The 25,365-nt window shown below is 61.2% G+C and carries 21 protein-coding genes; 7 read left to right on the top strand and 14 right to left on the bottom strand.

Translation table 11 applies throughout. The annotated features are described in order from the left end of the window. Window positions 1-16: 16 nt before the first annotated feature. Entirely contained in the window at window positions 17-724 is a 708-nt protein-coding gene (locus tag AC19YT_RS20145; protein ID WP_095107640.1) for a TetR/AcrR family transcriptional regulator, read from the bottom strand. A 252-nt stretch (window positions 725-976) separates the two neighbouring features. Between AC19YT_RS20145 and lexA the strand changes: the two genes are divergently transcribed. Both lexA and sulA read left to right on the top strand, forming a co-directional pair. Next, window positions 977-1,585, top strand: a complete 609-nt coding sequence (lexA, locus tag AC19YT_RS20150) for a transcriptional repressor LexA (protein ID WP_095107639.1) — start codon at window positions 977-979, stop codon at window positions 1,583-1,585. Between the two features lie 10 nt (window positions 1,586-1,595). After that, window positions 1,596-2,063 (top strand): SOS-induced cell division inhibitor SulA, encoded by a 468-nt coding sequence (sulA, locus tag AC19YT_RS20155; RefSeq protein ID WP_500610875.1) that lies wholly within the window; start codon window positions 1,596-1,598, stop codon window positions 2,061-2,063. A 65-nt stretch (window positions 2,064-2,128) separates the two neighbouring features. Here the strand turns inward: sulA and AC19YT_RS20160 are convergent, their stop codons facing one another. The 7 genes from AC19YT_RS20160 to AC19YT_RS20190 form a co-directional block, all read right to left on the bottom strand. Beyond that, window positions 2,129-2,362, bottom strand: a complete 234-nt coding sequence (locus AC19YT_RS20160; protein ID WP_176465056.1) for a hypothetical protein — start codon at window positions 2,360-2,362, stop codon at window positions 2,129-2,131. 132 nt (window positions 2,363-2,494) lie between these two features. Next, window positions 2,495-3,019, bottom strand: coding sequence for a DUF6586 family protein (locus AC19YT_RS20165; RefSeq protein ID WP_095107636.1), 525 nt, complete (start codon window positions 3,017-3,019; stop codon window positions 2,495-2,497). 179 nt (window positions 3,020-3,198) lie between these two features. Next, window positions 3,199-5,820: a type I DNA topoisomerase gene (gene topA, locus AC19YT_RS20170; protein ID WP_500610876.1), complete on the bottom strand. Its 2,622-nt coding sequence runs from the start codon at window positions 5,818-5,820 to the stop codon at window positions 3,199-3,201. A gap of 114 nt (window positions 5,821-5,934) precedes the next feature. Continuing rightward, the gene (locus AC19YT_RS20175) at window positions 5,935-6,171 is read right to left on the bottom strand and encodes a DUF1653 domain-containing protein (protein ID WP_095107634.1); all 237 of its coding nucleotides are present in this window, start codon (window positions 6,169-6,171) and stop codon (window positions 5,935-5,937) included. A gap of 97 nt (window positions 6,172-6,268) precedes the next feature. Then, window positions 6,269-7,444, bottom strand: coding sequence for an acetyl-CoA C-acyltransferase FadA (gene fadA, locus AC19YT_RS20180; RefSeq protein ID WP_095107633.1), 1,176 nt, complete (start codon window positions 7,442-7,444; stop codon window positions 6,269-6,271). A 28-nt stretch (window positions 7,445-7,472) separates the two neighbouring features. Further along, window positions 7,473-9,620 carry a fatty acid oxidation complex subunit alpha FadB gene (gene fadB, locus AC19YT_RS20185; RefSeq protein ID WP_095107632.1) on the bottom strand — a complete coding sequence of 716 codons (2,148 nt, stop codon included), beginning with the start codon at window positions 9,618-9,620 and terminating at the stop codon, window positions 7,473-7,475. Window positions 9,621-9,993: 373 nt separating this feature from the next. Continuing rightward, window positions 9,994-10,431: a hypothetical protein gene (locus AC19YT_RS20190; protein WP_500610877.1), complete on the bottom strand. Its 438-nt coding sequence runs from the start codon at window positions 10,429-10,431 to the stop codon at window positions 9,994-9,996. 105 nt (window positions 10,432-10,536) lie between these two features. Between AC19YT_RS20190 and AC19YT_RS20195 the strand changes: the two genes are divergently transcribed. Then, window positions 10,537-10,974, top strand: coding sequence for a universal stress protein (locus AC19YT_RS20195; protein ID WP_095107630.1), 438 nt, complete (start codon window positions 10,537-10,539; stop codon window positions 10,972-10,974). A gap of 73 nt (window positions 10,975-11,047) precedes the next feature. On the opposite strand, the gene AC19YT_RS20200 is transcribed toward AC19YT_RS20195, so the two are convergent. Beyond that, window positions 11,048-12,961 (bottom strand): ATP-binding cassette domain-containing protein, encoded by a 1,914-nt coding sequence (locus AC19YT_RS20200; protein ID WP_500610878.1) that lies wholly within the window; start codon window positions 12,959-12,961, stop codon window positions 11,048-11,050. Window positions 12,962-13,173: 212 nt separating this feature from the next. On the opposite strand from AC19YT_RS20200, the gene AC19YT_RS20205 reads away from it, so the two are divergent. Further along, window positions 13,174-15,102: a transglycosylase SLT domain-containing protein gene (locus tag AC19YT_RS20205; protein WP_500610879.1), complete on the top strand. Its 1,929-nt coding sequence runs from the start codon at window positions 13,174-13,176 to the stop codon at window positions 15,100-15,102. Window positions 15,103-15,172: 70 nt separating this feature from the next. Here AC19YT_RS20205 and AC19YT_RS20210 read toward each other — a convergent pair whose 3' ends face one another. Continuing rightward, window positions 15,173-16,945 (bottom strand): ABC transporter transmembrane domain-containing protein, encoded by a 1,773-nt coding sequence (locus AC19YT_RS20210; RefSeq protein WP_176465055.1) that lies wholly within the window; start codon window positions 16,943-16,945, stop codon window positions 15,173-15,175. 257 nt (window positions 16,946-17,202) lie between these two features. Between AC19YT_RS20210 and AC19YT_RS20215 the strand changes: the two genes are divergently transcribed. Then, window positions 17,203-17,382, top strand: a complete 180-nt coding sequence (locus tag AC19YT_RS20215) for a PA1571 family protein (protein ID WP_500610880.1) — start codon at window positions 17,203-17,205, stop codon at window positions 17,380-17,382. A gap of 75 nt (window positions 17,383-17,457) precedes the next feature. On the opposite strand, the gene pdxB is transcribed toward AC19YT_RS20215, so the two are convergent. After that, window positions 17,458-18,600, bottom strand: coding sequence for a 4-phosphoerythronate dehydrogenase PdxB (pdxB, locus tag AC19YT_RS20220; RefSeq protein ID WP_500610881.1), 1,143 nt, complete (start codon window positions 18,598-18,600; stop codon window positions 17,458-17,460). Window positions 18,601-18,758: 158 nt separating this feature from the next. Here pdxB and AC19YT_RS20225 point away from each other — a divergent pair, with 158 nt between their 5' ends. Continuing rightward, complete coding sequence (locus tag AC19YT_RS20225) at window positions 18,759-20,156, top strand: MATE family efflux transporter (RefSeq protein WP_500610882.1); 1,398 nt, start codon at window positions 18,759-18,761, stop codon at window positions 20,154-20,156. Here AC19YT_RS20225 and tusA read toward each other — a convergent pair. Both tusA and rlmM read right to left on the bottom strand, forming a co-directional pair. Continuing rightward, a complete protein-coding gene (tusA, locus tag AC19YT_RS20230) occupies window positions 20,153-20,404 on the bottom strand; it encodes a sulfurtransferase TusA (RefSeq protein WP_095107623.1) in 252 nt (83 codons plus the stop codon). The two genes, AC19YT_RS20225 and tusA, sit on opposite strands and share 4 nt — an antisense overlap. Before the next feature lie 123 nt (window positions 20,405-20,527). After that, complete coding sequence (gene rlmM, locus AC19YT_RS20235) at window positions 20,528-21,604, bottom strand: 23S rRNA (cytidine(2498)-2'-O)-methyltransferase RlmM (protein WP_095107622.1); 1,077 nt, start codon at window positions 21,602-21,604, stop codon at window positions 20,528-20,530. A gap of 200 nt (window positions 21,605-21,804) precedes the next feature. Here rlmM and acnA point away from each other — a divergent pair, with 200 nt between their 5' ends. Beyond that, window positions 21,805-24,546 carry an aconitate hydratase AcnA gene (gene acnA / locus AC19YT_RS20240; RefSeq protein WP_095107621.1) on the top strand — a complete coding sequence of 914 codons (2,742 nt, stop codon included), beginning with the start codon at window positions 21,805-21,807 and terminating at the stop codon, window positions 24,544-24,546. Between the two features lie 85 nt (window positions 24,547-24,631). Here acnA and AC19YT_RS20245 read toward each other — a convergent pair whose 3' ends face one another. After that, window positions 24,632-25,264, bottom strand: a complete 633-nt coding sequence (locus AC19YT_RS20245) for a sulfotransferase family 2 domain-containing protein (protein ID WP_500610883.1) — start codon at window positions 25,262-25,264, stop codon at window positions 24,632-24,634. Between the last annotated feature and the right edge of the window lie 101 nt (window positions 25,265-25,365).

Here is a 25,365-nt window from a genome sequence, read left to right on the forward strand (position 1 = left end):
GCCCACCCACCGGCCACTAAACCTTGGCAGGCGCCGGCGTGGACTTGACCCGCGGCCGCAACTGGGCGCTGGCCATGGTGTCGTCAGTGACCCCGGTTTCGGCGCGCATGCCAGCCGCGAGGAATGGCACCATCAGGCGCATTACCTGCTCAATCGAGGTATTGACGCCAAAATCGGTCTCGGCAATGGCGCGCAAGGCCTTGATGCCGGACATACTGAACGCCGCAGCACCGAGCATGAAGTGCACGCGCCAGAACAACTCGATCGGCGGGATCCGCGGCGCGGCCTCATTGACGAGCATCATGTAGCGGCGGAACACCTTGCCGTACATGTCCTCCAGGTAACGCCGCAGGTGGCCCTGGCTCTGGCTGAAGGCCAAGCCAAGCAAACGCATGAAGATAGACAGGTCATTGCCGCTGCGCGGCTGCACCACGAGGGCCTGTTCGACAAGGATTTCCAGCAGTTCTTCCAGGCTTGGCTTGCTGTCAGGCTTGGCCTGGCGGCGTTCCAGCTCCCGGTCCAGGCTGATGCAAAAAGGCCCCAGGAAGCGCGAGAACACTGCCTGGATCAGCGCCTTTTTCGAGCCGAAATGATAATTCACCGCCGCCAGGTTGACCCCGGCCTTGCTGGTGATAAGGCGCAATGAAGTTTCAGCGAACCCTTTTTCCGCGAACAACTGCTCGGCAGCATCAAGAATGCGTTCAACGGTTTCCGACTGGGCCATGGTTACTCTACCTGACAAACACTTGTTTGAAACATACGTTTCAGCTTATGTCTTGTCAAGCCTGCCTGTCCGTTTTCCGGCCGACCAGTCACCTATTTAATCACACAAGGAAAACCCTGTAGGACCTCGCTACGACAACCCTAGCGTGCGCCCTTATTCAACCGTTCGGCGGGCGCCGAAAAAAGGAGGATTGCCAAGACGCCTTCACTGTATATAATCCCAGTCACTGTATAAAAAGACAGAGCGATCGACATGATAAAACTGACGCCACGCCAAGCCGAGATCCTGGCCTTTATCAAAGACTGCCTCAAAGAAAACGGCTTCCCCCCTACCCGGGCGGAAATCGCGCAGAAACTGGAATTCAAGTCCCCCAATGCCGCCGAAGAACACCTCAAGGCCCTGGCACGCAAGGGCGCTATCGAAATGACCCCGGGCGCTTCACGGGGTATCCGTATCCCTGGTTTCGAAGCCGAAACCGACGAGTCGAGCCTGCCGATCATCGGTCGTGTTGCCGCTGGCGCGCCGATCCTGGCCCAGCAGCACATCGAAGAGTCCTGCAACATCAACCCGACCTTCTTCCACCCTCGCGCCGACTACCTGCTGCGGGTACACGGCATGAGCATGAAGGACGTCGGCATCCTCGATGGCGACCTGCTGGCGGTACACACCACCCGCGAAGCTCGTAATGGCCAGATTGTCGTCGCCCGCCTGGGCGACGAAGTGACGGTCAAGCGGTTCAAGCGTGAAGGCAGCAAAGTCTGGCTGATTGCTGAGAACCCCGAGTTCGCCCCTATCGAAGTCAACCTGAAAGATCAGGAACTGGTGATCGAAGGTTTGAGTGTCGGCGTCATTCGCCGCTAAAGGAGGCTTTATGCAGTTCCCCTATACCTCACAGCAAGCTCAACTGCCGTTGTTCGGAGCCTTCATGGCGCAAGCGCCCATCCTCAAAGACGTGGTCGAATCGCCCTGGAGCGCCGAGCCCGAAGTCTTTAGCGAGCTGTCGCTGCGTGGAGCAGCCGGGAACTGCCTGAACCTACTGGCGCCGATCCTCAGGCAACTGAGCCAGGATCAGGACGCTCGCTGGCTGACCCTGATCGCCCCACCCGCCAGCCTGACCCAGGCCTGGCTGCGCGATGCCGGCCTTAACCGCGAACGCATCCTGCTACTGCAACCGCGCGGCATGCAAAGCGCCCAGCAATTGACGTGCGAGGCCCTGCGCCTGGGCCGTAGCCACACCGTCGTCAGTTGGCTCAACCCGCTGCCATCGAGCATGCGCCAGCAACTTATCAGTGCCGCCCGCACCGGGGATGCACAAAGCCTGAACATTCGCCTGGGTTGATGACGAGGCTTCTCACGAATGGAGAAGCCGGGGTGACGCAACAGAAGCGAAACCGACCAACGGACTCAGTGCAGCACCCGCGGCCCGCTTTCCTTCTCCAGCTCACCTTCAGCGAGACGGCCTGCCATCTGCACGCCAACACTCAACATCGCCTTGGCTACTTCGACATGTTGGCCTTGCAGAAACACCTTGGCATCTTCAGAAAAATCCAAAGTCACCAGAGAACCCTCGTCCTCAGCCCGGCGCAGCTCTATACGGCCGTCAGGCAACTCAACAATTTCCAGAAAGGACGTTGGCATAAAAATTTGCTCTCCACGAAAGGCCGGCATTGTATCAGCCATAGGCCCGGATGCGCTTGGTGTTGCGACTAATGCATGAGCGACTGGTCTGTTTCCCCAGTCAGGCAAAACCCTAGCTTGGCTCTAACTCGCTTAGCACTCGTTAAGCCCGTCGCGAAAGCGAATAGCCAGGCTTTTAAGGTGTTGCCGCCAGCTCTCCAGTTCTTCACGGCTCAATTCTTCAGGCCCTAGCTCTTCATCGAGATTAACCGCGACGATCAACGGCTGAGTGACGTCGCCCTTGGGCTTATGCGGCGCCCGGGGCGGCTGGAACAACGCGGCATGAGCCGCCAACAACTTCGCCAGCCAGGTTTCGGGGTTGTTGGCCAACTCCACCATTTCTGCCATTTCCGGAATAGCCACCGCCTCTAGCACCTCTCGGGTCAGCAACAACTCCGCCCGCGGGGAATTGGCTTGAGGCAAACGGTAGAAACCGGCAATTTCATGGCACAACCCCAGTAAGGCCCCGTATAGGTGAAACAACGCGGACTCGCGACCTGCCTGGATCAGCGCCAGGGAGTTCATCGCCCGCCCCTCTTCAGCCCGGGCCAGCGCCTCTAGCGACAGCCCGGCGAAGTATATTTTCTGATTGGTACGGGTATAGAGCTCAAAGGCCATGACGGCACTCTCCACAGCGAAATAGGGCGTAGTACTGGCTTAACAGTGTCACGGATCAGTCACAGCCGCCGCAAGCCAAAAAAAACCGCAGGCCAACCCGAGGGTTCGCATGCGGCTTTCTGCTACCAGGACGAATCAGGCAGAGGCGCACCGACAGAGAGGTCAGCCGCCCGCCTTCGTCACGCGCCCTGGCGCTTGTCTTCAACCTTCCATTTTCCACCTTCGTAGAACGCGCGCCAGCCTGTCGGCTTGCCATCCACTTCGGTCTGCACGTACTGCTCCTTAGTCTTGCGGCTGTAGCGAATGACGGCCGGACGACCGTCCGGGTCCTTCTGTGGGGCCGCGCAGAGGAAGTGGTACTTCGGATCGATCTCGTCCTTGTGCGGCACGATTTCCATCACCAGCGGTGCACGGGTTTCGCGGTTTTTCGGGAACTGGCTGGCCGCCAGGAACAAGCCAGACGCGCCGTCACGCAAGATGTAGGTGTCGTTAACCTTCTCGCACTTGAGCTCCGGCATTTTCACCGGGTCCATCTTCGGCGGTGCCGCTTCGCCGCTTTTCAGCAGTTTACGGGTGTTCTTGCATGCGGCATTGGTGCAACCGAAGAACTTGCCGAAACGGCCAGTCTTGAGCTGCATCTCGCTGCCGCACTTGTCGCACTCCAGGCTGGGGCCTTCATAACCCTTGATCCGATAGGTGCCTTCTTCGATCTCATAGCCATTGCAATCGGGGTTGTTACCGCAGATATGCAGCTTGCGCTTTTCATCCAGCAGGTACGCATCCATCGCGGTGCTGCAGATCGGGCAGCGGTGCTTGCCGCGCAGCACCAGGGATTCAGACTCGCCCTCGTCGTCGGCAGCGATTTCGTCGCCCGGCACCAGGTTGACCGTGGCCTTGCAGCGCTCTTTCGGCGGCAGGCTGTAGCCTGAGCAACCCAGGAACACCCCGGTGGACGCGGTGCGGATCTGCATCGGCCGCCCGCAAGTGGTGCATGGGATGTCGGTCATGACCGGCTGGTTGGCGCGCATGCCGTTTTCCGGGCTTTCCGCGACTTCGAGTTTTTTCTTGAAGTCGCCGTAGAACTCGTCAAGCACGCTTTTCCAGTCCCGCTCGCCCTGAGCCACGTCGTCGAGGTTCTCTTCCATGCCGGCGGTGAAGCCGTAGTCCATCAGATTGGAGAAACTCTCGGACAAGCGCTCGGTAACGATGTCACCCATCTTCTCCGAATAGAAACGGCGGTTGTGCAGCGCCACGTAGCCGCGATCCTGGATGGTGGAAATGATCGCCGCATAGGTCGACGGGCGGCCGATACCGCGCTTTTCCATCTCCTTGACCAGGCTCGCTTCCGAGTAACGTGCCGGTGGCTTGGTGAAGTGCTGGCTCGGGTCGAGCTTGATGAGCTTGAGCACATCGCCCTGAGCCATATCCGGTAGCACGTCGTCGTCGCCTGGCTTGGCCATTTGCGGCATCACGCGGGTGTAGCCGTCAAACTTGAGGATGCGGCCCTTGGCACGCAGCTCGAAGCCGCTGGCGGCGACGCTGACAGTGGTGGACAAGTATTTGGCCGGCAGCATCTGGCAGGCGACGAACTGGCGCCAGATCAGCTCGTAGAGGCGTTCAGCGTCACGTTCCATGCCCGACAGCTTGCTCGGGTCGGTGTTGACGTCCGAAGGGCGAATCGCTTCGTGAGCCTCCTGGGCGCCTTCCTTGCTGCTGTAGACGTTCGGGGTTTCCGGCAGGTATTTGCCGCCGAATTCCCCTTCGATGTAAGTACGCGCCATCGCCACGGCATCGGCCGAGAGGTTGGTCGAGTCGGTACGCATATAAGTGATGTAGCCGGCCTCGTACAAGCGCTGTGCCATCATCATGGTCTTCTTCACGCCAAAGCCCAGGCGATTACTCGCGGCCTGCTGCAGCGTGGAGGTGATGAACGGTGCCGACGGCTTGCTGCTGGTCGGCTTGTCCTCACGTTTGGCGATGGTGAAGGCCGAAGACTTGAGTTTCTCCAGCGCGGCCATGGCCTGGGCTTCGTTCAGCGGTTTGAAGGCTTCGCCGTTCTCGCGGGCCACTTCGAAGCGCACGCTGGAGCCCTTGGCGGTGCCGAGGTCGGCGTGGACCTCCCAGTATTCTTCGGGAATGAACGCGCGGATCTCACGCTCACGCTCGACCACCAGCTTCACCGCAACCGATTGCACCCGGCCAGCCGACAGGCCACGGGCGATCTTGGCCCACAGCAGTGGCGAAACCATGTAGCCCACCACACGGTCGAGGAACCGCCGCGCCTGCTGGGCGTTGACCCGGTCGATGTCCAGTTCGCCCGGCTTGGAGAAGGCTTCCTGGATGGCTTTCTTGGTGATTTCGTTGAACACCACACGCTTGTAGCGGCTGTCGTCGCCGCCGATGGCTTCGCGCAGGTGCCAGGCAATGGCTTCCCCCTCGCGGTCCAAGTCCGTCGCGAGATAGATGGTGTCAGCATCCTTGGCGAGCCGGCGCAGCTCTTCGATGACCTTCTCTTTGCCCGGAAGGATCTCGTACTGGGCTTTCCAGCCGTGTTCGGGGTCCACGCCCATGCGCGAGACGAGCTGCTTGCGCGCCTTCTCCTTGGGCGAGAGCACAGGCGCTTCACCAGCGGCGGCCTTGCCACGCTTGGCAGCAGGCTCTTTGCTGGCGCTAGCCGAACCGCTGGTGGGCAGGTCTCGGATATGGCCGATACTCGACTTCACCACGTATTGGTTGCCCAGATACTTGTTGATGGTCTTGGCCTTAGCCGGGGATTCCACAATGACCAGCGATTTGCCCATGGATCAGAAAATTCCTGAATTCTAGAAGTGAAAGGCGGTTGGCGCCTGACGCGGCACCGCTATATATAGTGGCAACAAGGTGAGGTCAAGCGCAGGGTTTTGCCCGCACCGCCCTCAAGCCTGTGAAAAAAGGCTGGGTTCGGCCTGAATCAAAGCAAAGCGCGGGACCTGTTCGCCGTCAACTTCGACCGACTCCAGGAACATGCTCAAGGGGCGCACCCAAAAGCCGCAATCGCCATACAGCGCTTGGTAGAAGACCACTTCTTCTTCAGTCTCGGAGTGCCGCGCCACGTTGAAAACGCGGTACTGCGGACCTTTGTAATGCTGATAGAGCCCAGGTTGGACAGACATGCTTCGGCCCTCACGCAAACGATCAAAAATAAAAAGTAAAAAAACGACTAAAAACAAAAAACCGGGGCACATGGCCCCGGCTTCCGTAACCGATCGCTTAAACGCGTTCGAACACGGTGGAGATGCCCTGACCGAGGCCAATGCACATGGTCGCCACCCCGAAGGTGCCACCATTTTGCTTCATCACATTGAGCAACGTGCCGGAGATACGCGCACCGGAGCAACCGAATGGGTGGCCCAGGGCGATCGCGCCGCCGTGCAGGTTAACCTTCTCGTTCATCTTGTCGAGCACTTTCAGATCCTTGAGCACGGGCAGGGCCTGTGCCGCGAAGGCTTCGTTGAGCTCGAAGAAGTCGATATCGTTGATGCCAAGGCCGGCGCGCTTAAGGGCTTTCTGCGTTGCCGGAACTGGACCATAGCCCATGATCGCCGGGTCCACACCCGCCACGGCCATGGAACGGATCACCGCCAGAGGCTGGATCCCCAGGTCCTGGGCACGCTGGGCCGACATCACGATCATGCACGAAGCACCATCGGTGATCTGCGAGGAAGTACCGGCCGTCACGGTGCCGCCCTTTGGATTGAAGGCCGGCTTGAGGGCCGCCAGGCTTTCCAGGGTGGTTTCGGGACGGATGGTTTCGTCGTAGTCGAACAGTTTCAGGAAACCGTTTTCGTCGTAACCCTGCATCGGGATGATTTCATCCTTGAACTTGCCTTCCACCGTGGCCTTGTGGGCCAACTGGTGGGAGCGCACGCCGAAGGCGTCCTGGGCTTCACGAGTGATGCCGTGCATCTTGCCGAGCATTTCCGCGGTCAGGCCCATCATGCCCGAGGCTTTCGCCGCGTACAGGGACATGTGCGGGTTCGGGTCGACACCGTGCATCATGCTGACGTGGCCCATGTGCTCCACGCCACCGACCACAAACACATCACCGTTGCCGGTCATGATCGCTTGCGCTGCGGTATGCAGGGCACTCATCGACGAACCGCAGAGGCGGCTGACGGTCTGGCCGGCCGCCGTGTGCGGGATCTGGGTCATCAGCGACGCCATGCGCGCGATGTTCCAGCCTTGCTCCAGGGTCTGGTTGACGCAGCCCCAGATCACGTCTTCGACTTCGTTCGGGTCGACCTTGACGTTGCGTTCCAGCAGCTTGCTAATCAGGTGCGCCGACATGTCTTCGGCACGGGTGTTGCGGTGCATGCCGCCCTTGGAGCGGCCCATCGGAGTGCGACCGAAGTCAACAATCACGACGTCTCTTGGATTCAAGCTCATAAATATTCTCGCTCTAGTCGTTGGGCGCTTAACCGAAGAAGCTTTGGCCGTTTTTGGCCATCTCGCGCAGCTTCGCAGTCGGGTGGTACAGCGCGCCCAGATCAGCGTACTGGTCAGCCAGGGCGACGAAGGCCGCTACACCCATCGAATCGATGTAACGCAACGCACCGCCACGGAACGGAGGGAAACCAATGCCGTAGACCAAGCCCATGTCGGCTTCGGCAGCGGTTTCGACGATGCCGTCTTCCAGGCAACGCACGGTTTCCATGCACAGCGGGATCATCATCCAGTTGATGATGTCTTCGTCGCTCACTTCACGCTGCTCGTAAACGATTGGCTTGAGCACTTCCAGAACCGACGGGTCGGCGACTTTCTTCTGCTTGCCCTTCTTGTCGGTCTCGTAGGCGTAGAAGCCCTTGCCATTCTTCTGGCCCAGGCGCTTGGCTTCGTAGAGCACGTCGATGGCCGAGCGACGGTCATCTTTCATGCGGTCCGGGAAGCCTTCGGCCATAACATCACGGCCGTGGTGGCCGGTGTCGATGCCGACCACGTCCATCAGGTAGGCAGGGCCCATCGGCCAGCCGAATTTTTCCATGACCTTGTCGATGCGCACAAAGTCCACGCCAGCGCTGACCAACTTGGCGAAACCGCCAAAGTACGGGAACAGCACGCGGTTGACCAAGAACCCAGGGCAGTCGTTGACCACAATCGGGTTCTTGCCCATTTTCTTGGCGTAGGCAACGGTAGTGGCCACGGCCAGCTCGCTGGACTTCTCGCCACGGATCACTTCCACCAGCGGCATCATGTGCACCGGGTTGAAGAAGTGCATGCCGACGAAATTTTCAGGACGCTTGAGGGCCTTGGCCAGCAGGCTGATGGAAATGGTCGAGGTGTTGGACGCCAGGATGGTGTCTTCCTTGACCTTGTCTTCCACTTCGGCCAGTACGGCTTGCTTGACTTTAGGGTTCTCGACGACTGCCTCGACCACCAGGTCGACGTGGCCGAAATCACCGTAGGACAGGGTCGGACGAATGCCGTTGAGCACTTCGGCCATTTTCGCGGCAGTCATGCGGCCTTTGTCTACGCGGCCAACCAGCAGCTTGGCGGCTTCGGCCAGACCCTGCTCGATACCGTGCTCGTTAATGTCCTTCATCAGGATCGGCGTGCCTTTGGACGCCGACTGATAGGCGATGCCGCCGCCCATGATGCCGGCGCCGAGAACGGCAGCCTGCTTCACGTCGCGGGCAATTTCGTCATAGGCCTTGGCTTTTTTCTTCAGTTCCTGATCGTTCAGGAACAGGCCGATCAGGCTCTGCGCGGCAGAGGTCTTGGCCAGCTTGACGAAGCCTGCGGCTTCGACTTCCAGGGCTTTGTCGCGACCGAAGTTCGCGGCTTTCTGGATGGTCTTGATCGCTTCGACCGGCGCCGGGTAGTTCGGGCCAGCCTGGCCGGCCACGAAGCCCTTGGCGGTCTCGAACGACATCATTTGTTCGATGGCGTTGAGCTTGAGCTTTTCCAGTTTTGGCTGGCGCTTGGCCTTGTAGTCGAACTGGCCCGAGATGGCGCCCTTGACCAGGTTCAGTGCGGCTTCCTGGAGCTTGTCCAGGGCCACGACTGCATCGACGGCACCGACTTTCAGGGCGTCTTCGGCACGGTTTTCCTTGCCTGCGGCAATCCACTCGATAGCGTTGTCGGCACCGATGATGCGCGGCAGGCGCACAGTACCGCCGAAGCCTGGGTAAATGCCCAGTTTGACTTCCGGCAGGCCGATTTTCGCGCTGCTGGCCATGACGCGGTAATCCGCCGCCAGGCACATTTCCAGACCGCCACCCAGGGCGATGCCGTTGATCGCGGCAACGGTCGGAACATTCAGGTCTTCGAAGTCGCTGAAAATTTTGTTGGCTTCGAGGTTGCCTGCAACCAGCTCTGCATCCGGCAGCTTGAAGTTGTCGACGAATTCGGTGATGTCGGCGCCGACGATGAACACGTCCTTGCCGCTGGTGACGATGACACCCTTGACCGAAGCGTCTGCCTTGATGGTGTCTACTGCCTGACGCAGTTCGTTCAGGGTTAGACGGTTGAACTTGTTGACGGACTCACCCTTGAGGTCGAATTTCAATTCGACGATGCCACTCTCAAGAGCTTTAACCGTGATGGCTTTACCTTCGTAAATCATCAACTGATCTCCACGATATGGAAGCTGAACAGTACACGTCGGAAGCTAACTTCTGGCTCGGCACTGACGTCACCGTCGATGCTACGCCAATCCGCCAGGCACACCCGCCAACGCGATAGTCGGGTTTCGTAGGAACGCTCTGTAATACAAACGCTCAATTCATACGCCCGTTTGATTTGGGTACGCCACCTTCAAGGAATTTCGAACAATTGTCAATCGCCCAAAACACGGGCTAGAACGCGACTTTACGGTCATTTCGCCAGCACGCAGGGATGCCCGCCCTGCGGCATATGCCGGAACATTCATAGAGTCAATAATTAGAAAAGTCGCCCTAAACCACGCTGCACCTGACAGGCGCGGCCAAACATCGAATTCAGGCCAGGGCTTTAAGTACAGCGGCGATGGCCTGCAGGACGCTCGCCTCACCCTTCTCGCCCCAATACAGGGTAATCATCTGCTGATCTGCCTCGACCTTGTAGGCATTGGCCGGCAAGGTGCGCAAATGCACCAGCATCGCCTCGTCCTCGCACACTTCGCGCCATTGGTTGACCCACACACCCGGCGCCGACTGCCAGTAACTCCAGCAGGGGCGCTGGGTACTGCGCCGGGGGCGATGGTACTGCGCACAGGGGTTGGGCGGCTCCGGCGACATCCAGTGCGGCCACTCCTGCGGGGCCAATTGCATGGCCAGCCCTATGCGCCGAGCCTCCATGCGCAAGGCCATGCGACCGCTCTGCTGGCGTGAAGGCCGCAGCCAGGCGAGCGGGCTGAGAATCAGCGCAAGGATTGACACCACTATCCAGACCGTCATATGTGTACCCCCGATTCTTGATGAGCGGATTTGACCTGACGCAAAGCCATCCGCTTGAAACCAGCCATACTTCCCTTCTATCGCAAGCCTTTGGAGGTCTCCCCCATGCACTATGAACACATTCTGGTCGCCGTCGACCTCACCGAAGAATGCGACCCGGTCATTAAGCGCGCCCGCGAACTGGCAGTCAGTGGTAGCGCCAAGCTGTCACTGGTGCACATCGTCGAACCCATGGCCATGGCCTTCGGCGGCGACGTACCGATGGATCTTTCCCAATTGCAGCAACAGCAGTTCGACCAGGCCAAGGAGCGCCTGGATCGCCTGATGGCCAAGTACCCGGAGCTGTCCAAGGAAAACAGCCACCTGACCTACGGTCAGCCGCGCCAGGAAATCCATCATCTGGCCAAGGAACAGGGTTGCGACCTGATCGTGGTCGGCAGCCACGGCCGCCATGGCTTGGCGCTGCTGCTCGGCTCCACCGCCAATGACGTGTTGCACGGCGCGCCCTGCGACGTACTGGCGGTCAGGCTGGTAAAAAGCTGAGCCCGCGCTAGCCCATACGAAAAGCCCGGCCCCACTGAAGTGAGGCCGGGCTTTTTTGATTCAGGCAGATCGATCAGGCATCCAGCTCGGCCCAACGCTCCACCAACACCTCCAACTCGGCCTGCAATTGCTCCAGATGGGCAATGACCTTGGCCGTTTCGGCGGCAGGACGCTGGTAGAAGCCCGAATCGGCCATCTCAGCTTCGAGCGCAGCAATCTGCTGCTCCTTGGCATCGATGTCCCCTGGCAGGGCTTCCAACTCGCGCTGCAACTTGTAGCTGAGCTTCTTCTTCGCCACCGGCGCTTCCTGGGCGGGCGCGGGCGCCGCTGCGGCTACCACCGCCGAGTTCAGGTCAGCCTTGCCGGATTTACTCTCGGCCACGCCCAGCAGTTTCGGCGAACCGCCCTGACGCAACCAATCCTGGTAGCCACCCACGTATTCGCGGACCTTGCCCTCGCCTTCGAAGACCAGGGTGCTGGTAACCACGTTGTCGAGGAATGCCCGGTCGTGGCTGACCATCAGCACCGTGCCCTTGAAGGTCAACAGCACTTCTTCGAGTAGCTCCAGGGTTTCCACGTCCAGGTCGTTGGTCGGCTCGTCGAGCACCAACAGGTTCGCTGGCTTGCTGAACAGCTTGGCCAACAGCAGGCGCGCACGCTCACCGCCCGACAACGCCTTGACCGGCGTGCGGGCACGCTGCGGGCTGAACAGGAAGTCGCCCAGGTAGCTCAGGACATGGCGGCTCTGGCCGTCGATATCGATAAAGTCGCGGCCTTCGGCGACGTTGTCGATCACGGTTTTTTCCAGGTCCAACTGATGGCGCAACTGGTCGAAGTAGGCGACGTCGATCCGCGTGCCCTCCTCCACCGTGCCCGCAGTGGGCTTGAGGCCGTTGAGCATCAGCTTGAGCAGGGTGGTCTTGCCGGTGCCGTTGGCGCCCAGCAGGCCAATGCGGTCGCCGCGCTGCAGCACCATGGAGAAATCCTTGATGAGCTGCGGCCCCCCCGGGTGGGCGAAGCTGACGTTCTCCAGCACCATCACCTGCTTGCCCGACTTGTCAGCGGTGTCGAGCTGCAGATTGGCCTTGCCGGTGCGCTCGCGGCGTTCGCTGCGCTCCACGCGCAGGGCCTTGAGTGCACGCACGCGGCCTTCATTACGGGTGCGGCGCGCCTTGATGCCTTGGCGGATCCACACTTCTTCCTGGGCCAGCTTCTTGTCGAAGAGCGCATTGGCGGTTTCTTCGGCGGCCAGGGTCGCCTCTTTGTGTACGAGGAAACTGGCGTAGTCGCCGTTCCAGTCGATCAGGCCACCGCGGTCCAGTTCGAGGATGCGGGTGGCCAGGTTTTGCAGGAAGGAACGGTCGTGGGTGATGAACAGCACCGCGCCCTGGAAATCCTTCAACGCTTCCTCAAGCCAGGCAATGGCACCGATGTCCAAGTGGTTGGTCGGTTCGTCGAGCAGCAACAGGTCGGGCTCGGACACCAGCGCCTGGGCCAGCAGCACACGGCGGCGCCAGCCACCGGACAACTCGGCCAGGGTCTTGTCCGCCGGCAATTGCAGGCGGCTCAGGGTGCTATCGACCAATTGCTGCAAGCGCCAGCCGTCGCGGGCTTCGAGGTCGTGCTGGACGTGCATCAGTTTGTCCAGGTCGGCGTCGGTGACGATGTTCTGGCTCAGGTGGTGGTACTGGGCGAGCAGCTCGCCGACACCGTCCAGGCCCTGGGCCACTACGTCGAACACGGTCCGGTCGTCGGCCACCGGCAATTCCTGCGGCAATTCACCGATTTTCAAGCCCGGGGCACGCCACACGGAGCCGTCATCGGGCTTCTGGTCACCTTTGACCAGTTTCATCATGCTGGACTTGCCTGTGCCGTTGCGGCCGATGATGCACACCCGCTCACCACGGGCGATCTGCCAGGACACCTTGTCCAACAACGGCATAGCGCCGAAAGCAAGGGACACATCGCTGAATTTGAGCAGGGTCATGTTCTTCTCCAAAAACCGGGGCCGCATTCTACCTGACTTGCGCCCTCAGAAGGCCGGCAATTTCGTTGCCGGCGCACTGTGCCCGACAAATGTCGCGAACTGAGACCGACAGGCCGGCAAAGCTTTCGCCGCTTGCTGGCAAAAGGCTAAGCTACAGGCAATCAGTGCTGGCAACCTCGGCACTCGCCACGTTTTCTCTGTTCGGACGTCTCATGCGCAGTCGCCTTGTCAACTTTTTATCTTGTCTGCTTCTTTCTGCCACCGCCGCTCATACCGCCCAGGCAGCGGACCTGTCCCAACAACGCCAGTATTACGACGAAGCCAAACGCGCCCTGGCCAAGGGCGATTCAGGCCCCTACTTTCGCTACAGCCAGGCCCTGAGCGATTACCCGCTGACGCCCTACCTGGCCTACGACGAACTGACCGCGCGCCTGAAAACCGCAAGCAACGCCGAAATCGAGAAATTCCTCGCCGAACATGGCGACCTGCCCCAGGCCAACTGGATGAAACTACGCTGGTTGCGCTGGCTGGCCGACCGGGGCGACTGGCAACCCTTCGTCAAGTACTACGACCCCAAGCTCAATTTCACCGAGCTGGACTGCCTCTACGGCCAATACCAACTGAACCACAACCTCAAAGCCCAAGGCTACGCCACCACCGAAAAACTCTGGCTCACCGGCAAAACCCAACCGGTGGCGTGCGATGCGCTGTTCGGCCAGTGGGCGGCCCAAGGCCAGCTCACCGAGCAAAAGCGCTGGCAGCGCGCCAAACTCGCGGCGGATGCACGCAACTACCCCCTGGCCAACAGCCTGGTCAAAGGCCTGACCACCCTCGCCCCGCAAGGCCGCCTGCTGGTGGATGTGGCGCAAAAGCCTGAGCTGCTGAGCCAACCGTCACGCTTCACCCCAGTGGACGAAGCCATGTCCGACGTGGTCGGCCTGGGCCTGCGCCGCCTCGCCCGCCAAGACCCGCAAAAAGCCATGGCCCTGCTCGACGGCTATGCCGCCAGCATGCACTTCTCCCGCGACGAGAAAGTCTCCATCGCCCGGGAAATCGGCCTGACCCTGGCCAAACGCTTCGATGGTCGGGCCCTGGACGTGATGACCAAGTACGACCCGGAACTGCGCGACAACACCGTGTCCGAATGGCGCCTGCGCCTACTGTTGCGCCTGGCGCGCTGGGACGACGCCTACGAGCTGACCCGCCGCTTACCCCAGGACCTGGCCACCACCAACCGCTGGCGCTACTGGCAGGCCCGCAGCCTGGAACTGGCGCAACCGCAGAACCCGCAAGTGCAGGCGCTGTACAAAAACCTCTCCCGCGAGCGCGATTTCTATGGCTTCCTGGCCGCCGACCGCGCCCAATCGCCCTACCAGTTGAACAACAAGCCGCTGGTGCTCAGCCAGCAATTGGTCAACAAGGTGCGCAACACCCCGGGCGTGCGCCGCGCCCTGGAATTCCACGCCCGCGGGCAAATCGTTGACGGGCGCCGCGAGTGGTACCACGTCAGCCGCCACTTCAACCGTGACGAAATGGTCGCCCAGGCCAAACTGGCCTACGACCTGAAGTGGTACTTCCCGGCCATCCGTACCATCAGCCAGGCGCAATACTGGGACGACCTGGATATCCGCTTCCCCATGGCCCACCGCGACACCCTGGTGCGCGAAGCCAAGGTGCGTGGCCTGCACTCGAGCTGGGTATTCGCCATCACGCGCCAGGAAAGTGCCTTCATGGACGACGCCCGCTCCGGCGTCGGCGCCAGCGGCCTAATGCAACTGATGCCCGGCACCGCCAAGGAAACCGCGCGCAAGTTCAACATCCCCCTCGCCTCGCCCCAGCAGGTTCTGGTGCCGGACAAGAACATCCAGTTGGGCGCTGCCTACCTGAGCCAGGTCCACAGCCAGTTCAACGGCAACCGCGTCCTCGCCTCGGCCGCCTACAACGCCGGCCCCGGCCGCGTGCGCCAATGGCTACGCGGTGCCGACCACCTGAGCTTTGACGTGTGGGTCGAGAGCATCCCATTCGACGAAACCCGCCAATATGTGCAAAACGTGCTGTCTTATTCGGTGATCTACGGGCAAAAGCTCAACTCGCCGCAACCACTGGTGGACTGGCACGAACGCTATTTCGACGATCAGTAGTGGCAGCTGCAAGCTGCAAACTTGCAGTAAAAAAACGCCTTCATTGAGAAATGCAGGCGTTTTTTTTGGGCTATCGCCCCTCCTGCTCACTGAACTGCAGCGCCGCCAGGCGCGCATACAACGCATTGCTGGCGATCAATTGCTGGTGGGTGCCGATGGCGATCAGTTTGCCTTGGTCCATGACGGCGATGCGGTCGGCGTTTTTCACCGTGGCCAGGCGATGGGCGATGACCAGGGTGGTGCGGTTGTGCATCAGCCGTGGCAGGGCTTGCTGGATCAAGTGTTCGCTCTGGGCGTCGAGGGCGCTGGTGGCTTCGTCCAGCAGTAGGATCGGCGCATCCACCAACAACGCCCGGGCGATGGCCAAACGCTGGCGCTGGCCCCCAGAAAGGCCCAGGCCACCGTCACCGAGGTGGGTCTGGTAGCCGTCGGGCAGTTGCAGGATGAAATCATGGGCGTGGGCGGTACGCGCAGCGTCTTCCACCTGCTCGCGGGTGGCCAGCGGGTTGCCGTAGCGGATGTTCTCTTCGACGCTGCCAAAAAACAGCGCCGGGCTTTGCGAGACCAGGGCAAAGCAGCGCCGCACGTCCTGCGGGTCCAATTGGGTCAGGGCCTGGCCTTCGAGCAAAATCTGCCCTTGCTGCGGGTCGTAGAAGCGCAGGAGCAAATCGAACAGTGTGGACTTGCCGGCACCGGAAGGCCCCACCAACGCCAGGGTTTCCCCAGCCCGAACGTGCAGGTCGAGGCCATCAATGGCAAAACGCTCCGGCCTTGAAGGATAGGAAAAACGCAGGCCTTGCAACGCCAACTCACCGCTGACCCGCTGCGGCAACCGGGCCTTATCAGTGCTTGGAGCCTGGATTTCGTTGGGTGATTGCAGCAGCTCGGCGATCCGTTCGGCCGCCCCCGCCGCACGCTGCAATTCGCCGATCACCTCGCTCAACGTACCGAAGGCGCTGCCGACGATCAGGCTGTAAAACACGAACGCCGCCAACTCGCCGCCGGTAATCCGCCCGGCGATCACATCCATGCCGCCGACCCAGAGCATCACGCCCACCGCGCCCAGCACCAGGACAATCACCAGGGTTATCAGCCAGGCACGCTGGACGATACGCTTGCGCGCCGTATCGAACGCCGCCTCGACGGTGCCGGCAAAGCGCTGCTCGTCCTGGGCCTGGTGGTTGTAGGCCTGTACGGTCTTGATCTGGCCCAGGGTTTCGCAGACGTAGCTGCCGACGTCGGCGATACGGTCTTGGCTCAGGCGCGACAGGCTGCGCACCCGACGGCCGAAGATCAGGATCGGCGCCAGCACCAGGGGCAAGGCCACGACCACGATGCTGGTGAGCTTGGGGTTGGTGATAAACAGCAACACGATGCCGCCGATCACCATCAAGGCGTTGCGCAGAAACAGCGACAGCGACGAGCCGATCACCGATTGCAGCAAGGTGGTGTCAGCCGTCAGGCGCGACTGGATCTCGGAGCTGCGATTGCCCTCGTAAAAGCCTGGGTGCAAGTAAATCAAGTGGTTGAACACCTGGCGACGGATGTCCGCGACGCAGCGCTCGCCAATCCACGACACCAGGTAAAACCGCGCGAAGGTACCCGCCGCCAGGCCTAGCACCAACAGCAGAAACAGTCCAATGGACTGGTTGAGCAGGTGCGGTGAGCGGGTCATGAACCCCTGGTCCACCAGCAGGCGAATGCCCTGGCCCATGGACAACGTGATGCCGGCCGTGACGATCAGTGCCAGCAAAGCGCCCAGGGCCTGCCAGCGATAGGGCGCGATAAAGTGAAGCGCCAGGCGCAGGGCGCGCCGTTGACGGGAAGAAAGCATAGAAGTCATCTGCAAGCACCATCGTGAAAGGGCAGCGGCGCCAAGCCCCGCTGAATCGGGTGGAACTTCCGTGAATCACAATGAGTCCGGTTAAATATGACCGCCGCCGCTAGAGCTTAGAGGCTATTGATCTAACATCACCCTGGAGTTTGTAGGCAGTTTCTGATGGACTCCACCAGACCGCCCGGCCAATCGACAGGGAGCTGTCACAGCTTGGTCACCTGGCGGTTCTACATTAAGCACACAACCTGATGAGGAGACAGGCCATGTCCTTGCACACCCGCACCAACGACCAGATTGAAGTGTTCCGCATTCCGCAGCATGCCTCCCTGGGCTGCTCGATCATTGACGCCGAGGGTCGTGAAGTACCGATCACCGAAGACATGATCCAACAGGCCTGCCGCGAGCTGGAACTGCGCCAGGCCAAGCCCGCCGAGCACGAATAAGACATCGCCCCCTCTTCCCGACCCGGCCCCATGGCCGGGTTTTTTCTGCCTGGTAGCCAGCGGGCATAGTCCTCGTTAAACCACGGTGGCGCCAAGGGCTTGGACCATCTGCCGTAACCCGCGGGCCTCGCCGTCGATCTGCACGGTCAAGCCGTCGATTTCACGACGCGGCGGGTAGTGTTTGCGCAACAGGTCGAAGGCGATGCGTTGTTCCTCGGCGCTGCCCATCAGGCTGCGACGGAAATCCCCATCGTCACGCCGCGGGTCGTAAACGCCACGGCAGATCATGGCCAAGGCCCAGGCCGGGTCGCAGTCGCCGTGCAGGCTGATGCGGCTCAGCCAGGGCGCCGGTAGCAGATCTTCGAGGCGCACTTGGGGCGCTTGGCCCAGGTGCTGGCAGAACGCCTGGTAGATCTGCGCGGTGCCACGCTGCTTGCCATCGAGGCTGTAGCCGGCGATATGGGGCGTGGCGAGCACGCAGAGGTCGGCCAGGGCAACGTCCACCGCCGGTTCGCCCTCCCACACGTCCAGCACCGCTTGCAGGTCTTCGCGCTGCAACAGCACCTCGCGCAGCGCCCGGTTGTCCACCACCGGGCCGCGGCTGGCGTTCAGCAGCCAAGTACCGGGGCGCAAGCGGTTCAAGCGCTCACGGTCGAACAGGTGCCAGGTCGGCGCGGCGCCTTCGCGGGTCAGGGGCGTGTGCAGGCTTATCACGTCGCACTGGGCGATGATCTGCTCAAGGCTCACGCAGCTTCCGTCCCCGGCCGCTTGCCGAGGCGGGTCGCACACCAGCACGTTCCAGCCCAAGCCGCGCAGTACCTTGACCAAACGCCCGCCCACTTCCCCCGCCCCGACCACACCGTAGGTGCGCCGGGCCAGGTCGGCGCCTTCGATTTCGGCCAGGGTCAACAGGCTACCCAGCACATAATCGACCACCCCGCGGGCGTTGCAGCCCGGCGCGCTGGACCAGCCAATCCCGGCCTCGGCGAAGTAGCCAAGGTCCAGGTGATCGGTGCCGATGGTGCAGGTGCCGACGAATTTGACCTGGCTGCCGGCCAACAGCACGCGGTCCACCGGGGTCACCGAGCGCACCAGCAACACATCGGCTTGCGCCACCGCCGCCCGGTCGATGGCGCGCCCCGGCAAGCGGCGGATTTCGCCGAAACCCTGGAAAAAGGCATCGAGCAAGGGGATGTTTTCGTCAGCGACAATCAGCATGGCAGGCTCCTTTTGGCGGACCGGCAGTGTACACGCCTTGCGGGGCATCGATGCCGGGGCAGCGACTTACAAATCCCCAACACAGGATTTTTCCTGACCACTGTGTCAAGGCGTAGAATGCCCGGCCCTGCGCACCTTTACCCCTGGACGCTCTGCCTGTGAATGCCGTGACCGACACCCCTTCTAACGCTCCCATTTCCCGCCCCGCCCGGGTACGCATGGAGCTACGCGACCTGCTCGTCCTGGCGCTGCCGATCATGGTCGGCCAATTGGCCACCACGGCCATGGGCTTCGTCGATGCCGTGATGGCCGGGCGCTACAGCTCCCGCGACCTGGCAGCCGTGGCGTTGGGCAACTCGATCTGGATTCCGGTGTACCTGCTGATGACCGGCATCCTGCTGGCCACCACGCCAAAAGTCGCCCAGCGCTTCGGCGCCGGCAAACACGGCGAGATTGGCCCGCTGGTGCGCCAGGCCCTGTGGCTGGCACTGGTGGTGGGCCTGATGGCAACCGGCCTGCTGCTCAATGCCGAACCGGTGCTGCGGGCCATGAAGGTCGACCCGCAACTGATCGGCCTGTGCATGCAGTACCTGTACGGCATCGCCAGCGGCCTGCCCGCCACGGCGTTTTACTTCGTGCTGCGCTGTTTCAGCGATGGCTTGGGCCGTACCCGCCCGAGCATGATCCTGGGGTTGTGTGCGCTGGCGCTGAACATTCCGCTTAACTACGTGTTCATCTACGGCCACTTCGGCGTGCCGGCCATGGGCGGCGTCGGCTGCGGCTGGGCCACCGCCATCGTGATGTGGATGATGACCCTGGGCATGGTGGGCTGGACGCACTGGGCGCCGGTCTACCGGTCCAGCCAGCTGTTCACCCGCTTCGACTGGCCGCAATGGGCAATCATCAAGCGCCTGATAAGCGTCGGCCTGCCGATTGGCATCGCGGTGTTCGCCGAGTCGAGCATCTTTGCCGTAATCGCCCTGCTGATCGGCAGCCTTGGTGCCACAGTGGTGGCCGGGCACCAGATCGCCCTGAACTTCAGCTCCCTGGTGTTCATGATCCCGTACTCCCTGGCCATGGCCGTGACGGTGCGCGTCGGCCAGGCGCTGGGCCGTGGCGAACCGCGCGAGGCCCGCTTCGCCGCCGGTGTGGGCATGGGCGCCGCGCTGACCTATGCCTGCCTCTCGGCGAGCCTGATGCTGTTGCTGCGCGAACAGATCGCCGCCATCTACACCCCGGACCCCATCGTGATCCAGGTGGCGTCGATGCTGATTGTCTACTCGGCGCTGTTCCAGTTCTCCGACGCGATCCAGGTCACGGCGGCCGGGGCCCTGCGCGGTTACCAGGACACCCGGGTGACCATGATTCTGACGCTGTTCGCCTATTGGGGTATCGGCCTGCCGGTGGGCTACGCCCTGGGCCTGACCGATTGGCTCGGCGCCGCCAGCGGCCCGAGCGGCTTGTGGCAGGGTTTGATCGTGGGCTTGAGTTGCGCGGCACTGCTACTGTCGGTGCGCCTGACACGCAGTGCGCGTAAGCGCATCCGCCGGAGTTAAGACAGCTTCTTGCGGATCCAGTACAGGTAAGTCCCGCCCTCTTCGCGCTGTTCCACCAGTTCATGATCGAGAAACACACAGAACTTGGGAATATCGCGGCGGGTCGAGGGGTCGGTGGCAATCACCTTCAACAGGCCACCAGGGGCCAGGTCGCGGATGTGCTGGTGCAGCATCATCACCGGCTCCGGGCAATTGAGGCCGGTGGCGTCCAGCGTGCCGTCCACGGCGGTATCGTTCACGTCATTCATGGCTCACTCCCTGTAGGAGCGGGCTGGCCTGCGATGGCATTGACACGGTCACCCTGGCTCACCGTGACGCCCGCATCCCAGGCCTACCCGCCCCCACATTCATTCAGCAAAAAATTCAAGATTTCAGCGGCTCTTGGCCTTTTTTACAACATCCAAACGGCGCAAGTGGCAGGTCACTTCTTCGCGGTCGTGGTAGAGCTGCTTGCAGCCGATCTCGACGCGAATACCGCGCTCCTTGAAGCCCTCTTCGATACGCTCCAGCAAACGCTTGACCTCGGCGTAACGCTGCTTCATCGGCAACTTGAGGTTGACCACCGCTTCGCGGCAATGCCCTTCGCCGATCCAGGTTTCCAGCAACGCGGCATTGCGCGCCGGTTTCTCAACGATGTCGCAGACCATCCAGTCCACCGGTTGCTTGGGCTTGAAGGTAAAGCCATCGGCCATCAGGTGCTGGACCAGGCCCGTGTCCATCAGGCTCTCGGCCATCGGGCCGTTGTCGATGGCAGTCACCAGCATGCCGCGGTTGACCAATTGCCAGGTCCACCCCCCAGGCGCGGCGCCCAGGTCCACACCGGTCATGTCGCTGTGCAAACGCTCATCCCACTGCTCGCGGGGGATGAAGTGGTGCCAGGCCTCTTCCAGCTTCAAGGTGGAACGGCTCGGCGCCTCGCGGGGGAACTTCAGCCGTGGGATGCCCATGGGCCACATCGCGCAATTGTTGGCCGGCGCCAAGCCGATAAAGGCTTCGCGGCCGCTCTTGAAGGTCAGTAGCAGGCGCGGTTTGCTCGCGTCTTCCACCAGTTTGCCGGCGGCCAGCAGCGCCTTGCGCAAATGCCCCTCGAATTTCTTGCAGAAGTTCGACAGTTCCTTGCCGTCGTTGGTATCGACCATCTCCAGCCACAGGCTGCCGCACACCGGAAACTGCGCCATGTGGGCAAGGATCACGCTGATGCGGTCGGTTTCCGGCAAGTCGACAAACTGCCCACGGGCCCACTGACGCGGGAATATCAAATCGACGAAACGTTGGCCGGCCATCAGTCGCTCGGCGCCATCGTCTTGCGTGCAGACAAACTCGGCGCAGGCACTCCCGGCCTTGGCCTTGGCGTAACCGGCCACATTCAGGCGCGCGGCGTGCTCGGCGATCTCGGAGCACACCTCGCCCTCAAAACCCGGCCGGCAGTGCATAAAAAGGGTGTTCATCAATTCTCCTGGGCAATACGGCGCGCAAACTTGCCCTGTAGCAAAGCCTGTCACGAAAACCCGCGCATGATAGCGGAGTTCGGAACCTTGAACTTGCCCGTAGAGTCCAGTGATTAGCCTTACCCCTCAAACAGAGCTAGGTTAAGGGCTCTGTTCGTCTCATTGGATCCGCCACCGTGCGGATAAAAGGAGTCAATGCAATGCCGTCCCTCGATAGCCTGAACACCCTAAAAACATTAGAAATCGACGACAAAACCTACCACTACTTCAGCCTGCCGCACGCGGCCCAGACCCTGGGCGAGTTGGACAAGCTGCCAATGTCGCTCAAGGTACTGCTGGAAAACCTGCTGCGCTGGGAGGACGGCAAAACCGTCACCGGCGCAGACCTCAAGGCTCTGGCCGGGTGGCTCAAGGAACGGCGCAGCGACCGGGAAATCCAGTACCGCCCCGCCCGCGTGCTGATGCAGGACTTCACCGGCGTGCCCGCCGTGGTCGACCTGGCCGCCATGCGCGCCGCCGTGGCCAAGGCCGGCGGCGACCCGCAGCGCATCAACCCGCTCTCGCCGGTGGACCTGGTGATCGACCACTCGGTAATGGTCGACAAATTCGCCACCGCCAGCGCTTTCGAGCAAAACGTCGATATCGAAATGCAGCGCAACGGCGAACGCTACGCCTTCCTGCGCTGGGGCCAAAGCGCCTTCGACAACTTCAGCGTCGTGCCGCCGGGCACCGGCATCTGCCACCAGGTCAACCTGGAATACCTGGCGCGCACCGTGTGGACCAAAGACGAAGACGGCCGCACCTACGCCTTCCCCGACACCCTGGTCGGCACCGACTCCCACACCACCATGATTAACGGCCTCGGCGTGCTCGGCTGGGGTGTGGGCGGCATCGAAGCCGAAGCGGCGATGCTCGGCCAACCGGTGTCGATGCTGATCCCGGAAGTGATCGGCTTCAAACTCACCGGCAAGCTCAAGGAAGGCATCACCGCCACCGACCTGGTGCTGACCGTCACGCAAATGCTGCGTAAGAAAGGCGTAGTCGGCAAATTCGTCGAATTCTACGGCGACGGCCTCGCCGACCTGCCCCTGGCAGACCGCGCGACCATCGCCAACATGGCCCCCGAATACGGCGCCACCTGCGGATTCTTCCCCGTAGACGACATCACCCTGGACTACCTGCGCCTGTCCGGGCGCCCCGCCACCACCGTGAAACTGGTGGAGGCCTACTCCAAAGCCCAGGGCCTGTGGCGCCTGGCCGGCCAGGAACCGGTGTTCACCGACAGCCTGGCCCTGGACATGGGCAGCGTCGAGGCCAGCCTCGCCGGGCCCAAACGCCCACAAGACCGGGTCTCGCTGCCCGACGTGGGGCAAGCCTTCACGGACTTCCTCGACCTGCAATTCAAACCCGCCAGCAAAGAAGAAGGACGCCTGGAAAGCGAAGGCGGCGGAGGCGTGGCCGTGGGCAACGCCGATTTGATCGGCGAAGCGGACTACAGCTACGAAGGCAACACCTATCGCCTGAAAAACGGCGCGGTGGTGATCGCCGCCATCACCTCCTGCACCAACACCTCCAACCCCAGCGTGATGATGGCCGCAGGCCTGGTGGCAAAAAAAGCCGTGGAAAAAGGCCTGGCCCGCAAACCCTGGGTCAAGACGTCCCTGGCCCCTGGCTCCAAAGTGGTCACCGACTACTACAAGGCCGCCGGCCTGACCCCCTACCTCGATCAACTGGGCTTCGCCCTGGTCGGCTACGGCTGCACCACCTGCATCGGCAACTCTGGGCCGCTGCCCGAACCCATCGAAAAAGCCATCCAGCAAGCCGACCTCACCGTCGCCTCCGTACTGTCGGGTAACCGCAACTTTGAAGGCCGGGTCCACCCCTTGGTGAAAACCAACTGGCTCGCCTCGCCGCCCCTGGTGGTCGCCTACGCCCTGGCCGGCACCGTGCGCATCGACATCAGCCGCGAGCCCCTGGGCACCGGCAAAGACGGCCAACCGGTGTACCTGCGCGACATCTGGCCCAGCAGCCAGGAAATCGCCGCCGCCGTGGCCCAGGTCGACACCGCGATGTTCCACAAGGAATACGCCGAAGTCTTCGCCGGCGACGAACAATGGCAAGCCATTGAAGTCCCCCAAGCCGCCACTTACGTATGGCAGGCCGACTCCACCTACATCCAACACCCGCCCTTCTTCGACAACATCGGCGGCCCGCTGCCAGTGATCGAAGACGTCAAGAACGCCAACATCCTCGCCCTGCTCGGCGACTCCGTGACCACCGACCACATCTCCCCCGCCGGCAACATCAAGGCCGACAGCCCCGCTGGCCGCTACCTGCGCGAACAAGGCGTGGAACCGCGGGACTTCAACTCCTACGGCTCACGGCGCGGCAACCACGAAGTCATGATGCGCGGCACCTTCGCCAACATCCGCATCCGCAACGAAATGCTCGGCGGTGAAGAAGGCGGCAACACCTTCTACATCCCCACCGCAGAAAAAATGCCCATCTACGACGCCGCCATGCGCTACCAAGCCAGCGGGACGCCACTGGTGGTCATCGCCGGGCAAGAATACGGCACCGGCTCCAGCCGCGACTGGGCGGCCAAAGGCACCAACCTGCTGGGCATCAAAGCCGTCATCGCCGAAAGCTTTGAACGCATCCACCGCTCCAACCTGGTCGGCATGGGCGTCCTGCCCCTGCAATTCAAACTCGACCAAAACCGCAAAACCCTCAACCTCACCGGCCACGAAACCCTCACGATCCAAGGCCTGACCGGAGCCGAACTGACCCCACGGATGAACCTGACACTGGTTATCACCCGGGAAAACGGCAGTACGGAAAAGGTCGAGGTACTGTGCAGGATCGACACCTTGAATGAGGTGGAATACTTCAAGGCGGGGGGGATTTTGCATTATGTGCTGAGGGAGTTGATTGGTTCCTGAACCGTTGAAACTAAAACACCGCCCTTGAGGCGGTGTTTTATTAGATCTCAGCAGAACCCACTTCACACAAAATAACGAAATACCATCAGTATCCAAAACACTTAATATCTTGCGCATACATATGCGCCACCATCTCATGGGACTCATCGTCATACAAAACATCCATAGAGCCATCAGCACGGTTCAGGTGAGGAACATCGTCGATGGCCAAGCCCAGCAGCCCTGCTACGTATCGGACCTCACTTTCAAAATTCTCAAAAAAACCAATATGATCGACCAGCTTTTCGCCGTTCCTATCAAAAACAAACTTAAACTGCGGAGCCCACTGAACGTGTTCTTTAGCTTGAATCAACGATAAATATTGCTTGAACTCCGCCCCCTCCTCCATCCCGATAAAACCTCGCAAGTCGGCCCGCCCACTCATGTACTTGAACTGCGAAACCGCCTTACTCCACGGGTTTCTCACAATGCAGAATTTAAAGTAATCATCAAATAACTCGCCCCCCAACTCCTGCCTGATCTGGCTCGCAAAGAGATGCTGCAAACCGCCCGTTTGATATTTATTGTGAAAACCATCCACAAAGCCCATCCATAAATCGGACTCTTCACGGCCCAGCTCAATAGGCCAGATCAGTTGCTCAATGCTTGTGCCACCCGTTTTAGGTATATGGATAAAAACTGTTTTATTATTATGCCTGAATTCATAGAATAAGCGCAACGCTTGAAACGAGAGGCAGAGAGCCAGCCACCGGTAGAATCCAGGCTCTCACACCGAAGGATTCAAGCGCAGATGACTACGCATTACCGGCAGCTGACTCA

The sequence above is a fragment of the Pseudomonas sp. MF08875 genome (genome assembly GCF_059862525.1).

What these genes read in the sequence shown, in the direction of transcription:
- acnA (WP_095107621.1), top strand. Translation starts at nt 21,805, where the DNA reads ATGCCGTCCCTCGATAGCCTGAACACCCTAAAAACATTAGAAATCGAC.
- tusA (WP_095107623.1), bottom strand. Translation starts at nt 20,404, where the DNA reads ATGAATGACGTGAACGATACCGCCGTGGACGGCACGCTGGACGCCACC.
- topA (WP_500610876.1), bottom strand. Translation starts at nt 5,820, where the DNA reads ATGGGCAAATCGCTGGTCATTGTGGAATCCCCGGCTAAGGCCAAGACC.
- AC19YT_RS20145 (WP_095107640.1), bottom strand. Translation starts at nt 724, where the DNA reads ATGGCCCAGTCGGAAACCGTTGAACGCATTCTTGATGCTGCCGAGCAG.
- AC19YT_RS20215 (WP_500610880.1), top strand. Translation starts at nt 17,203, where the DNA reads ATGTCCTTGCACACCCGCACCAACGACCAGATTGAAGTGTTCCGCATT.
- AC19YT_RS20210 (WP_176465055.1), bottom strand. Translation starts at nt 16,945, where the DNA reads ATGACTTCTATGCTTTCTTCCCGTCAACGGCGCGCCCTGCGCCTGGCG.
- lexA (WP_095107639.1), top strand. Translation starts at nt 977, where the DNA reads ATGATAAAACTGACGCCACGCCAAGCCGAGATCCTGGCCTTTATCAAA.
- AC19YT_RS20205 (WP_500610879.1), top strand. Translation starts at nt 13,174, where the DNA reads ATGCGCAGTCGCCTTGTCAACTTTTTATCTTGTCTGCTTCTTTCTGCC.
- AC19YT_RS20190 (WP_500610877.1), bottom strand. Translation starts at nt 10,431, where the DNA reads ATGACGGTCTGGATAGTGGTGTCAATCCTTGCGCTGATTCTCAGCCCG.
- AC19YT_RS20200 (WP_500610878.1), bottom strand. Translation starts at nt 12,961, where the DNA reads ATGACCCTGCTCAAATTCAGCGATGTGTCCCTTGCTTTCGGCGCTATG.
- fadA (WP_095107633.1), bottom strand. Translation starts at nt 7,444, where the DNA reads ATGAGCTTGAATCCAAGAGACGTCGTGATTGTTGACTTCGGTCGCACT.
- AC19YT_RS20165 (WP_095107636.1), bottom strand. Translation starts at nt 3,019, where the DNA reads ATGGCCTTTGAGCTCTATACCCGTACCAATCAGAAAATATACTTCGCC.
- rlmM (WP_095107622.1), bottom strand. Translation starts at nt 21,604, where the DNA reads ATGAACACCCTTTTTATGCACTGCCGGCCGGGTTTTGAGGGCGAGGTG.
- pdxB (WP_500610881.1), bottom strand. Translation starts at nt 18,600, where the DNA reads ATGCTGATTGTCGCTGACGAAAACATCCCCTTGCTCGATGCCTTTTTC.
- AC19YT_RS20195 (WP_095107630.1), top strand. Translation starts at nt 10,537, where the DNA reads ATGCACTATGAACACATTCTGGTCGCCGTCGACCTCACCGAAGAATGC.
- sulA (WP_500610875.1), top strand. Translation starts at nt 1,596, where the DNA reads ATGCAGTTCCCCTATACCTCACAGCAAGCTCAACTGCCGTTGTTCGGA.
- AC19YT_RS20160 (WP_176465056.1), bottom strand. Translation starts at nt 2,362, where the DNA reads ATGCCAACGTCCTTTCTGGAAATTGTTGAGTTGCCTGACGGCCGTATA.
- fadB (WP_095107632.1), bottom strand. Translation starts at nt 9,620, where the DNA reads ATGATTTACGAAGGTAAAGCCATCACGGTTAAAGCTCTTGAGAGTGGC.
- AC19YT_RS20175 (WP_095107634.1), bottom strand. Translation starts at nt 6,171, where the DNA reads ATGTCTGTCCAACCTGGGCTCTATCAGCATTACAAAGGTCCGCAGTAC.